This is a genomic window from Roseofilum sp. Guam (assembly GCF_017746735.1).
GTDB lineage: Bacteria > Cyanobacteriota > Cyanobacteriia > Cyanobacteriales > Desertifilaceae > Roseofilum > Roseofilum reptotaenium.
In genome coordinates, this window is the sequence record NZ_JAGHZN010000085.1 from 1 (window position 1) to 11036 (window position 11036).

The 11036-nt window shown below is 45.8% G+C and carries 14 protein-coding genes; 6 read left to right on the forward strand and 8 right to left on the reverse strand.

Features of this window, described 5'->3' with window-relative positions; all coding sequences use genetic code 11:
- The 3 genes from J7529_RS23315 to J7529_RS23325 form a co-directional block, all read right to left on the reverse strand.
- Window positions 1–220: hypothetical protein (locus J7529_RS23315; protein WP_318730962.1), on the reverse strand; the 220-nt coding region annotated here is incomplete at its 3' end.
- Between the two features lie 76 nt (window positions 221–296).
- Entirely contained in the window at window positions 297–749 is a 453-nt protein-coding gene (locus J7529_RS23320; RefSeq protein WP_318730963.1) for a DUF3368 domain-containing protein, read from the reverse strand.
- On the reverse strand, window positions 746–973 hold the full coding sequence (locus tag J7529_RS23325; RefSeq protein ID WP_318730964.1) for a UPF0175 family protein: 228 nt from the start codon (window positions 971–973) through the stop codon (window positions 746–748). The genes J7529_RS23320 and J7529_RS23325 overlap by 4 nt, the downstream gene beginning before the upstream one ends.
- A gap of 229 nt (window positions 974–1202) precedes the next feature.
- Here J7529_RS23325 and J7529_RS23330 point away from each other — a divergent pair, with 229 nt between their 5' ends.
- The 5 genes from J7529_RS23330 (at window position 1203) to J7529_RS23350 (ending at window position 5123) form a co-directional block, all read left to right on the forward strand.
- Window positions 1203–1721 carry a Ycf51 family protein gene (locus J7529_RS23330; RefSeq protein ID WP_318730965.1) on the forward strand — a complete coding sequence of 173 codons (519 nt, stop codon included), beginning with the start codon at window positions 1203–1205 and terminating at the stop codon, window positions 1719–1721.
- Window positions 1722–1737: 16 nt separating this feature from the next.
- Complete coding sequence (locus J7529_RS23335) at window positions 1738–2883, forward strand: iron-containing alcohol dehydrogenase family protein (protein ID WP_271940950.1); 1146 nt, start codon at window positions 1738–1740, stop codon at window positions 2881–2883.
- Window positions 2884–3010: 127 nt separating this feature from the next.
- Window positions 3011–3499, forward strand: coding sequence for a TerB family tellurite resistance protein (locus J7529_RS23340; RefSeq protein ID WP_271940947.1), 489 nt, complete (start codon window positions 3011–3013; stop codon window positions 3497–3499).
- A 513-nt stretch (window positions 3500–4012) separates the two neighbouring features.
- Complete coding sequence (locus tag J7529_RS23345) at window positions 4013–4159, forward strand: hypothetical protein (protein WP_318730966.1); 147 nt, start codon at window positions 4013–4015, stop codon at window positions 4157–4159.
- Window positions 4160–4472: 313 nt separating this feature from the next.
- A complete protein-coding gene (locus tag J7529_RS23350) occupies window positions 4473–5123 on the forward strand; it encodes a hypothetical protein (RefSeq protein ID WP_318730967.1) in 651 nt (216 codons plus the stop codon).
- 120 nt (window positions 5124–5243) lie between these two features.
- Here the strand turns inward: J7529_RS23350 and dhaK are convergent, their stop codons facing one another.
- Window positions 5244–6272 (reverse strand): dihydroxyacetone kinase subunit DhaK, encoded by a 1029-nt coding sequence (gene dhaK / locus J7529_RS23355; protein WP_271940940.1) that lies wholly within the window; start codon window positions 6270–6272, stop codon window positions 5244–5246.
- Between the two features lie 153 nt (window positions 6273–6425).
- On the reverse strand, window positions 6426–7064 hold the full coding sequence (gene dhaL, locus J7529_RS23360) for a dihydroxyacetone kinase subunit DhaL (protein WP_318730968.1): 639 nt from the start codon (window positions 7062–7064) through the stop codon (window positions 6426–6428).
- Window positions 7065–7534: 470 nt separating this feature from the next.
- On the opposite strand from dhaL, the gene J7529_RS23365 reads away from it, so the two are divergent.
- Complete coding sequence (locus J7529_RS23365; RefSeq protein ID WP_318730969.1) at window positions 7535–7966, forward strand: hypothetical protein; 432 nt, start codon at window positions 7535–7537, stop codon at window positions 7964–7966.
- 139 nt (window positions 7967–8105) lie between these two features.
- Here J7529_RS23365 and J7529_RS23370 read toward each other — a convergent pair whose 3' ends face one another.
- The 3 genes from J7529_RS23370 to J7529_RS23380 form a co-directional block, all read right to left on the reverse strand.
- Entirely contained in the window at window positions 8106–8894 is a 789-nt protein-coding gene (locus J7529_RS23370) for an HAD-IA family hydrolase (protein WP_318730970.1), read from the reverse strand.
- The gene (locus J7529_RS23375; protein WP_318730971.1) at window positions 8891–9742 is read right to left on the reverse strand and encodes a class II fructose-bisphosphate aldolase; all 852 of its coding nucleotides are present in this window, start codon (window positions 9740–9742) and stop codon (window positions 8891–8893) included. Before J7529_RS23375 ends, J7529_RS23370 begins: the two co-directional genes overlap by 4 nt.
- Window positions 9743–9820: 78 nt before the next feature.
- The gene (locus J7529_RS23380) at window positions 9821–10678 is read right to left on the reverse strand and encodes a TIGR02452 family protein (protein WP_318730972.1); all 858 of its coding nucleotides are present in this window, start codon (window positions 10676–10678) and stop codon (window positions 9821–9823) included.
- Window positions 10679–11036 lie beyond the last annotated feature (358 nt).

Below are 11036 nucleotides of genomic sequence, written 5' to 3' on the forward strand. Positions count from 1 at the left end.
TCCACTCGACATATTCTAAGTCTCCACCTTCCATATCTTCTGCTGCGAGTGTATCCTGGAACTGGCTCGATCGCTGTTGGTATTTCTCTTCAAAATAATCCAGCCGCTTTCTGGCAATTTTTTGGCTGTTTTCTAATCGACAGAGTTCGGCGGCGATCGCCTTTTTAACCAGTTCCGTCACTCCCTCTGGGTTATCGGTTTTGAAAATAATTTCTGCCATCTTGTCACCTCTTCATACTTTCCTCTTTCAGGATAAAGCCATCTCGGAATTGCGATCGCTCACAATTGCCAACGATTTATCCTTCTCCTACCAACTTCAAAGCTTCTACTTTCAAAGCCTCAGTGAGATAAAATCCATTAACTTGTAATTCATCCAGAAGCAGCTTGAGACATGAAATGAGTCCAGCTTGTTTTGCTTTAACTAAAACACCCACAGTGCCAATCATAGAAATTCCCAGATTTTTAGCCACAGATCGGGCTTGTCGGTCATCCAGAATAATCTGGAATCCTCGTTCATAAGCCAGAGCGATCGCCTCAGCTTCCCCCTCATCAACCAGCATTTTTATCGCCCCCACCATCCCCAAATCTGACGGTTTTTCTACCTGAAGCCAAGGCAGATAACTCCCAAACTCTGCTTGTACAGCTTGGGGAATTATAATTTCCTGAAAAAGCGCCGGAAGCAAATCTAGATAGCCAATTCTTTCTAGACCAATTAAACAAGTGCTATCGGTAATCACTACTGAATTCATAACCCAACTTCCTCGCGCAATTCTTCGGGGGAATAGGTAAATACGGGAACGCGATATTTGCCTAAAATTTCTATAAAACTTCGCTTAGAATATCCGGCTAAATTGGCAGCTTTTCCCAGGGATACCTTACCCACTTCATAGAGTTTGATGGCTAAAAGGACTTTTGCTTCATCCTCAGATAAGCCTGGGGGTAGACTTACTTTTAACTCGATTGTGTTCATCATAGTAGTCTGTATCCAATAATTTAAAAAGAATCTGAATTTGATATCGATCGCGATTATAACGTACCGATCGCGATCGCCTCTTGCCACACCCAAAGTGGATCGGAACCCCCGACGATCGCTAAATCCCCTTCGACCACGCCATCTGTGATTTCACTAGCGATCGTCACTCAGGAATCTCTAAATGGCCTATGATAAGTTTTGGCTAAACATAACTTAAGATAATATTGCCATGCCCACAACCGCAGATTTTTTACAGGCTTCTGAGTGGTTTGCGATCGCCACCGGAGTCACTATTGCCTTTACTGTCCTTTGCTTTATCTTCAAGTGGGGGTTTCGCTTCCGCTTTGTCGGTGTGAGTTCGTTTATGGTAGTCTTAACCGTCAGTGTATTTGCCTTGAGCTTAGTGCCCTTTACCCGAACTGTCATTCCTGGATCGGTGCATTACTCTCTGGTGTTCGACAATGGTGCAACTCATACCGTGATTGCCGTACCGCCCCAAATTACGGAATCGGAATTAGAAGCAACTCTTAAACAAGCAGCCATTAACCTCTTTTCCTATGGGCGACCGACAACAGAGGGCGATCTCCCCACTGTACTGGCACGCACTATTATCCACCCCGAACCCCAAATATCCGAACCGATCTATTTAGGAAAAGCTGAACAATCGGTCTATCAGGAAGAGCGAGATATTAAAGTGGAGATTAACCAACAACAACTAAACCGGCTTCAGACTTTAAATCCTTCTTAATTAGGAGATGCTATAGATGATCCAATCCACCCCATTAACTTCTGACTCTACAACTTTGCTGCGCTCGATCGCTCCAGTAACCAGTCGGATAACCATTCATGTAGCCCCAGCGCGAGTGATCCGAGGATCGCAGATTTTAGACGAATGTGGCCCAGAATTAGCGGCTTTAGGCCAGCGTCCCTTGGTGATTGGGGGAGATCGCTCTTTGAGTGCGATTAAAGAGCGTCTATTTCCCGTTCTTCAAGACCAAGGGTTAACGGCTCAAACGGCTTCCTATCTCCCGGACTGTAGCGAAACTTCTTTAGAAACCCTACGCCAAGCGGTAGCCGATCATCAAGCTGATTTTATTATTGGTGTCGGTGGGGGTAAAGCCTTAGATACAGCCAAACTGGTTGCCCATCAATGCCATCTGGCGATCGCTACCCTACCTACTTCTGGAGCAACCTGTGCCGCTTGGACTGCTCTCTCGAATGTCTATTCTAATCAGGGGGCATTTCTCTATGATGTTCCTCTAGAGCGCTGTCCCGATCTACTGATCCTAGACTACAATCTGATGCTCACTGCTCCGAAGCGGACATTAGTTGCTGGAATTGGAGATGCGATCGCCAAATGGTATGAATCTTCTGTGAGTAGCGGTCATTCGGAACAGACTTTAATTATCGCTGCTGTGCAACAAGCTAGAGTTCTGCGCGATATCCTCTTGCAACATTCCCTAGAAGGACTGCAAAATCCTGGCAGCGAGACCTGGCAACACATTGTCGATGCTTGCGTGTTGATGGCGGGAGTCAGTGGAGGCTTGGGAGGCGCTCAATGTCGCACCGTAGCTGCTCATGCCGTGCATAATGGCTTAACTCATATTTGCACCAACCATAAAACTCTCCATGGGGAGAAAGTTGCCTATGGCATTTTGGTGCAACTGCGCCTAGAAGAAATGATTCAAAATAATCATTTAGCTCTCTCTGCTCGCCAACAGTTGATTCAGTTTTACGATCAAATTGGTTTACCCAAAACCTTAGAAGACTTGGGTTTAGCGGAGGTGACGTTAGCTCAATTGCGACAAGCTGCGGCGATCGCCTGTGCTGAATCTTCGGATATCCATCATCTTCCCTTTGCCGTAAATCCAGATCAGTTGGTGGCAGCCATGGTTTCTACCCTGAATTAAAGGGAATAGGGAATAGGAAAAACCGGGTTTTCCCTCTTACTTCTTGCCTTTTGCCTCCCCAATTGCCTATACCCTCTCGATTATGGTAATAATGTGAAATTACAATTCACCACCAAAAGGAGATTTTATGGCTGTGCAACCCCCACCCCCTCCTCCCATTACGCCCCGTCAGATGAATGTATTGCGTGTGGTTACGGCCATGGCATGGTCTGATGGGGAGTTAGCCACTGAAGAAGTGGATGTGATGCTCGATCGCTTTAGTCAATTGTTTGCTCCCGGAAACTCAACACAACAGGAAGCACTGAAACAAGAGTTACGGGATTATATGATGCAAAATTTGCCTCTGGAGGAGTTAATTCCGAAGTTAGAGACAGTTGAAGAGCGTAAAGTTGCTTTGAAATTGGGGTATCAAGTGATTGCCTCTAGCGCCCGTACTCCTGATGAAGATTTGATTAATGCTGAAGAGGAAGAAGCGTATAAAAAGTTGGTTGAATTGGTGAATTTGCCCCCAGAAGAAGCTACGACGATTGCCCAAGAAGCAGCCGTAGAGATAGCTAAAGACCAAACAATGGTAGAAACTCTGACTCAGGAATTGGCTAAATTTTTTGAGGCGTAAATCCGTAGAATTGTTGAGATAAAGGGCGATCGCTGGCTTAGGACTGTGATGTAAGCGGCGATCGCTCCTTCCTTTGTTGAAAAGACAGCCCCAGCTTGGAATATCGTGAGATCGCGTGGGCAAAACTGCGAGTCCCAGCATCGGTTTTGATGGGCGATCAGACAAAACACTCTAACTCGAAAAAATCCAGAAATTGCGCCTTGAGATCGTCTTGAGGGTAGAAGGGCAAAAAGCTTCTCGGTCCTGCAAGCTTCGGCTAAAAAACCTGAAGGCTGCAAGCAAGGATAGCGACGTTATTCATTCAAGACGTTCAAGACTTGGATTGTATGCGATCGCTCCTCTTGCAAGAGAAAGCAACGCCCTTTGCCACGCGAATTTTGACCCTGTGCTGGCGTATCTGGAGGAACATCGGGATACACCCGGGATTACGATCGCCCGATCGTTTACACCGATGGTTATGCTCCTTGCCCCGCACTGCCCAAGAATCGGCGTACCCGTATTCTGTGGTTGTTTGTGAGCGAGGATAATTACCGGAGTTGTTATCCAAATCAACAGCATCTGGGGCAAGGGCTTATCTTAAAAGCCAATGCGGCGATCGCGTTCGTCAGCGTAAGTGGGGATTGCTCGAAGCAACAATTGAGTAATGAAGCGATGGGTTAGAGTTGAGAGTGAGCTGTAGTGGGCGATGGCAGCTCTACAACTGGACCGGTAATGGTTTCTCAAGGAGAGTGCTAACGCCAGTTCGGAGCATAAAGTCGAAAAATACCAAAAAGGTGCCTTGGGTTCGTCTTTTCTGTAGAAGCTCGCGGAAAGCAATGAGGAATATCTGTAGCCTGCCTCTTCCTCAGACCAAAGCCGTAACGTATCCTCGCTTATCTGTGGCATCAATCAATTATCTAACATTGCGTTGGAGCGCATGTGAAGGGTAAGGTGTCAAGCTTCGTTGTAAATAGTTAACTTTAAGGAGAAAAAAATGAATGTCATACAATACAATCCTGGTGGTGTAACAGGAGCATTTATAGGGGTTATAAATAATATTGGATTGCCAAACAATTTCAATAATGCAGGTTTTCTACAACTGTGTCGGGTTAGAAATGAGGGCGAAGTAGTAGATAATCTAGATGTTCTAAATAATTTATTGGGTTGGAATGACAATCCAATTGAACAGTTTAAACGCGAATCTTTTAATCTGAATCAACAAACAGGGTGGTTTATAGATCACCTTAATCAACCTCCATATCTAAGACCCGAAGATTACGATACTTTTATACAAATAACAACCTTACCATTAGGGAATGAACCACAACTTCCTCATTTCAATTGTTTGGCCGTTTATTCTACTAACGGGCAATTAGTCGAAAATAATGGGGCAGTGAGGGTTGCAAACAACCAATTACAAAGACCAATGCTAATTGATCGGCCAGCAAATCATGATGTAGGTATTATTTTAGAGTTCATGGTTATTTTGGTTTACAGGATCAACCAGCAAGGTTTTCTTCATAATGATAGGTTCTACTGGTCTTGGAATATTGCAACAGGAGCTAACTTTCGAGGCTTTGAACTTCCTTTTTTGCAAGGGCTAAATAATAATCAGCTCAATCAAATGGTAAATGTTTTACAATAGTGAGTGCGTTCGCTAATCTTGTAGTGCGATCACGATCGCCCATCAACCGGGTTTCTTTGAAAAATATTCACTCTTGTTGCAAAAATTGTCATAGAAACCCGGTTTCTTGAGTTGATATCTCTAAAACACCCGAATTGGAATCTCGGCGGGTGCCAACAACAAATCTTTCAACTCATCATCCACCTTACATAAGGTAATTGACATCCCGGCCATTTCCAATGAGGTGCAATATTCGCCCACATAGCTGCGCCACACCTTGATACCTTTGGCTTCCAACTGTTCGTGAGCATAGCCATACAGCAGATAAAGTTCGGAAATTGGCGTACCCCCTAAACCATTGATCATCAACGCCACTTCATCGCCATTATTAAAGATGGGGGCAGCGGTTTCGGTTTCTGAGATTGGCTTGGCATCGGTGAGAATAGCTTCCAACATGCGATCGACGATTTCATTGGCGCTGGTTAATTTTTCCCGCGCTCGACCCGGTTCCCCATGAATGCCGACACCCATCTCAACTTCATCTTCTGCTAGGGTGAAAATGGGTTCGCCTTTGGCTGGGGGAGTGCAGCCCGTCAACGCCATTCCCATAGAACGAATAACATCATTGACCCGATCTCCGAGAGCAACCAATTCATCGAGGGAAGCGCCTTTTTCTGCCGCTGCGCCAACTGCTTTGATGACAAAGAAGTTGCCCGCCACGCCACGCCTACCGACGGTGTAGAGGCTGTCTTTAACTGCTACGTCATCATCGACAAAAATAGTTTTTACTGTAATCCCTTCATCTTCCAATTCTTCAGCGGCATCGCGGAACGCGGCGCGATCGCCCGTATAGTTGTTGACAATATGCAACACCCCTTTGGCGGAGTTGAGCTGTTTGGAAGACTCGACGACATAATCAATGGGCGGAGCCGAAAAAACATCCCCCGGACAGGCCCCGTCAAGCATCCCCTGGCCGACAATCATCACATGGGCTGGCTCGTGACCGGAACCGGAACCCTGAATGATCGAGACTTTATTATCATTGGGAGCATCGGCTCGCATAATCAGGTTGTAGTCGGGGACATATTTAACCTTACCTGGATTAGCCAGCTCGATTCCCTTGAGCATTTCGGGAACAAATTGCTTGGGATTATTAACAAATTTCTTCATTTATTTTTTTCCTCCGATTGATGACCACTGATGTGCCAACCCCACGAGTCTGATCAAGCTTACCCTTGAGGTCAGTTAAATTTCTTTGACTGTGTAAGTCAGATCTTAAGATCATTAGTTGCTCATTCTGAGTCAGAAATGATTTTAAGATCCTTAAGATTTCGCCCAGGCAGTGGCGACATTTTCAAACATCACAGCTACAGCTACTGCACCAGCATCATAAGTATCTTTACTGCGATCGCCCGTATAGGCTGCCCGACCTCGTTTGGCGACCCAAGCTTTCGTAATTTCTGCCTGCTCTCGTGCTACTTTGGCCGCTGCATCGATCGCGTTTTGAGTATTGCCGCCATTGGCTATTGTTTGCTCAAAAGCATCTGCCCCTGGGACTAAGGCATCGAGCAGGGTTTTGTCGCCTAGGTTCGCTCCCCCGCGATCCATAATTCCATCTGCCGCAGCGCGAAACATCGTGACAACATCTTCAGCGGTGAGCATTTCTTTACCGCTAATGCTCTTGCCCGCACAGCGAAAAGCACCCCGCCAAATTGAACCGGACGTGCCGCCAATATTTCTGGAGATAATTTTGGCACATCCGAGCAGAAAACCCTCACTGCTACTGCGATCGATGTCGTCCCATTGTGACAAAATGGCACTAAAGCCGCTTTCCAGAGAGGTGCCGAAGTCCCCATCACCGACCACACCATCCAACTCAGTAAAATATTTTTCATTATCAATGGATGTTTGAGCGATCGTGCGGACGACCAGTTCTATATTCTCCAAACTACTTCGCGCCATCTTTCTCTCCGATACTTTTTGACTAACACTTGCCAATAAATACAATATCTAAAATAGGGCGATCAACCAATGCACGAAACAAAGCTCTCACGCACCTTTTAGATCCTGATCGACTGACACAATTGAAGAAACTCTTGCCAGATAGTCCCTGCGTGGTTTGAGTTTTCTGAGCAGTCAAGGTTAGATTTTTATGTTAGATTGCTAGACCGCTACCCAATATAGCCGGAAGTCCCATTATGATTTTCCTGGTTGTAATATTGTCAAATGCTCCCACAAAAATTGACTCTAACTCGAAAAAAAATCAGACATCGCGCCTTGAAATCGTCTGAATAATAGAAGGGCGGAAAACGACCTTGACCTTGCAAGCCTAAGCCAAAAAACCTAAAGGCTGCAAGCAAGGATTATGATCGCCTGATTGTTTACACCGATGGTTATGCTCCTTGCCCTGCACACCCTCAGAATTGGCGTACTTGCATTCTTGGGTTCTTGGTGAGCGAGGAGAATTACCGGAGTTGTTATCGCCATCTCCTGTCATTCATCCTAATATGAATGACAAAGTTAAATTAACTAAGAGGTTTATTTCAATGCTTGTAATTGTAGGTGGAAGTCTCACTGACGTTAACGGCAATCTTACTGTCAACTGTACTGAAAACTATTACGCTTCTGCTGAATACAATAATGGTTACACGGGAGACTATATCGTGACTTTTGCTCCGGATACGTTCTCAACCGCACCATTTGTCGTGGTAACTCCGATGCAGGGATCTGAATCTACAAATAATTATGTTGCTACTTTAAGAGGTAGCAATGCTGTGTCCAATCAGTTTCGAGTGCAGATTGCAGACCTTAATAATCAGTCAATAAATTCCAATTTTAACTTTGTTGCTATTGGTATGAAATAATCAGTGCGATCGCATTCGGCAGTTTTTGAGGTGATCAGACACCATTTCTATTTCATTTTGCAACAATTGAGCCTATGAAGCCCCCTTTTTAAGGGGGTTTTGGGATCGCCCCCCTGGCTCCCGATGACAGCCCTACATTTTATACCAGAGAATCAGCCAAAACCTGCTCCAGGTCATCTACGGTAAAATATCCCTGTGGTTGAACATTCGTCCGATTTTGACCGATCGCGATCGCCTCGTTCCCAGGTTCTCCGAAATCCGACAATACTAATGCCGCTTCACTGAAATCCTCATTGTTGGTCAACTCATTGTAGGTGACGATACAGGTCATCCGGGCAGCAGTGGCAGCCAGCAAACCATTGCGCGTATCTTCTACAACTACACAGTGAGCTGGGTCTAAGTTCAATTTTTCCACTGCCAGATTGTAAACATCTGGGGCAGGTTTTTTGGCTTTGACCATATCGCCGGCAAAAACTCCGGCGAATTGACGAGCCAGTTCAACCCCCATGACGTGGCGCAGCACTGCCTCTACGGAAGCGATCGCAGATGTCGAACAAACGGCGAGCAGCCAACCCTTGGCCAAAGCTTCCTGGGCTAGGCGTTTGACACCAGGACGACCGGGAATTGCCCCGGATGCGATCGCCTGCTTATAAATTTCCGTTTTGCGCTTATGCCAACCCATGACAATATTCCACCATGCCTCCTCCGACTCTGGAACCGCATAAACAGCTCGAAAATCCTCATCTTGTGCCAAGCTGAACATGCGCTCTTTGCCGCCGCCAATTTTAACTTTCTGGGCATATTGTTCCAGGCTCCATTGCCAATTGATGCCCTGTTCGCGCCACATTTGGTTGAAGGCGACTAAATGCCCATCTCGCTCGGTGTCAGCCAACACGCCATCGCAATCAAAGATTAGTGCTTTTTTCATGCCTTTCCTTCGCTGCCAAACAACTTACAATAATGCTGCGTCAATTTCATCACTTCACTATGGACCGCACCAACCAATTTCAAGGGATTGTATTCGGTGGGTCGCTCTTCGAGGTAAGTGCGGAAGCGATCGGCGTAAGCTTGCTTGAGTGCGGTGGAGATATTCACCTTAGCCGTACCCAGACTAATCAGTCTTAAAAAGACCTCATCACTCAGACCGCTGCCCCCATGCAGAACCATTGGAGTATGGGTCGCTTCTACTATCTGCTCCATGCGATCGTAGCGAATTTGTGGGGTCGCTTTGTAAAAACCGTGTGCGGTGCCAATAGCGGGTGCATAACAGTAAATCCCAGTTTCCTTGACAAAGGCGATCGCCTGTTCAATAGAAATCAGTTGCCCTTCGGTATCGCTCCCGATGTCATCTTCAACACCTGCCACCGCGACCACTTCCCCTTCTACATGAGCGCCGTACTGAGCCGCATATTTGGTGATTTCTTGAGTGGTGCGAAAGTTTTCCTCAAAAGAGAACCCCGAACCATCAAAGAGTACCGCATTCCAGCCCAACCGGAGGCATTCTTTGACTATTTCGGGGTCGGGGCAGTGATCCAAATGGAGGCTTACGGGGACTGAGGCTCGTTCGGCCATGTTGCTAAACATATCCTGGATCACTTTGGCTCCCCAGAATTTAATCGTTTTAACTGAGATTTGAATAATCAAGGGGGAGCGAGATGCCTCAGCCCCCTTAATCAAGCCATCCATCGTAATATCATCGAAAGCATTAAATGCCGGAACCCCGTACCGGTTTTCAAAGGCCGGGTTCATAATTTTGGGTAGGGTGACAACAGTCATTTTTCTCTCCTTTTTGTATGAGGTAAATGTCGCCTTTACTTCATGATATCGTTCAAATTGAGTGAAACCTTATTATGTTCAACCTAATGAGGTGGAACTAAATCGGTGTTCAAATTCAGCTAAGATGTGTTGCTGTTTGTTCGAGGAGAGTACGGAGAATAATACGGTTTTGAATCGTCCCCAAAAGGGTTGATGGGGTAAAAGAAAGTCAGCAAAAGTTTGGGCAACCTGTGCAGGATTATTCCTAAAAACGCCACATCCCCAAGCCCCTAAGACTAAAGCATCGCAACCGTAATGTGCCGCTAGAGTCAAGACTTTACTGGTGCGATCGCGCAATACTTCGGGAATGTGTTGGAGCTGTTTGGGATTATTCCGGGTTATTGCCCCAGCATTCGGAGCCGGACTGGTAATAAAATCAACCAGATAGGGAGCCTCTAGCAAGGTACCATCATCTTGGCGAAAAACAGGACAATGGGCTGAATAAATCATCCGATTGGAGTATAAGAGATCGCGATGGGCGCGGTGATAGTCGTAGTATTGGCGGCATCGAGTTAAACTTTGGTACAGTGCCGAACTGCGAGCTAAACTTTCTTCCTGAGCGTGAGCGCCATTGAGGAATCCACCTCCGGGATTTTTAGAGGAGGCAAAATTAAGCACCCCAATTTTTTCAAACTCTTGCGATCGCGCGAGACGCTCTGCACCGGACAACGTCGTTTCATTTCTAACCACAAATTCAGTATTCTCAAACTGGGGAGCCGAAGAAAGAACCTGCTTTTCAAGGGTAATTAGAGCTTCGGGTTCATAGTATCTTGTTCCTGCTAAACAGGCTTTAATCTCCTGCTCGATATTGAGGATTTGCCCTTGTTCCCCATGATAAGAGCCAGTTTTCAGAATGTTGAGCGTATCTTGGGCGATCGCCCTACGTTTCATCTTCATCTCGATACCTCGAAACCCAAGAGGGTCTTAAAAGCGCAAATTTGCCCCTATTTGTATATTAACCGAAAAGCGATCGCTATTTTGAATTTGTTTTAATTCCCAGTTGGCTTTTCCATATCGTAGGAAAACGTGGGTTAAATTAAGTGAAGTTATCAATCACCTCATCCACAATTTCATCAATCATGGGTAATTCACTCTGGATAATCGTTAACTGACATACTCTCAACTCTTGAGACTCTTAATTGTTTCCTCCAGTTCTAAAAACAACTGATATTCTCTCATCCACTCGACATATTCTAAGTCTCCACCTTCCATATCTTCTGCTGCGAGTGTATCCTGGAACTGGCTCGATCGCTGT

Bases quoted from the DNA above. Each gene is read 5' to 3' on its own strand.
- J7529_RS23320 (WP_318730963.1), bottom strand. From the start codon at position 749: ATGAATTCAGTAGTGATTACCGATAGCACTTGTTTAATTGGTCTAGAA.
- J7529_RS23325 (WP_318730964.1), bottom strand. From the start codon at position 973: ATGATGAACACAATCGAGTTAAAAGTAAGTCTACCCCCAGGCTTATCT.
- J7529_RS23330 (WP_318730965.1), top strand. From the start codon at position 1,203: ATGCCCACAACCGCAGATTTTTTACAGGCTTCTGAGTGGTTTGCGATC.
- J7529_RS23335 (WP_271940950.1), top strand. From the start codon at position 1,738: ATGATCCAATCCACCCCATTAACTTCTGACTCTACAACTTTGCTGCGC.
- J7529_RS23340 (WP_271940947.1), top strand. From the start codon at position 3,011: ATGGCTGTGCAACCCCCACCCCCTCCTCCCATTACGCCCCGTCAGATG.
- J7529_RS23350 (WP_318730967.1), top strand. From the start codon at position 4,473: ATGAATGTCATACAATACAATCCTGGTGGTGTAACAGGAGCATTTATA.
- dhaK (WP_271940940.1), bottom strand. From the start codon at position 6,272: ATGAAGAAATTTGTTAATAATCCCAAGCAATTTGTTCCCGAAATGCTC.
- dhaL (WP_318730968.1), bottom strand. From the start codon at position 7,064: ATGGCGCGAAGTAGTTTGGAGAATATAGAACTGGTCGTCCGCACGATC.
- J7529_RS23370 (WP_318730970.1), bottom strand. From the start codon at position 8,894: ATGAAAAAAGCACTAATCTTTGATTGCGATGGCGTGTTGGCTGACACC.
- J7529_RS23375 (WP_318730971.1), bottom strand. From the start codon at position 9,742: ATGACTGTTGTCACCCTACCCAAAATTATGAACCCGGCCTTTGAAAAC.
- J7529_RS23380 (WP_318730972.1), bottom strand. From the start codon at position 10,678: ATGAAGATGAAACGTAGGGCGATCGCCCAAGATACGCTCAACATTCTG.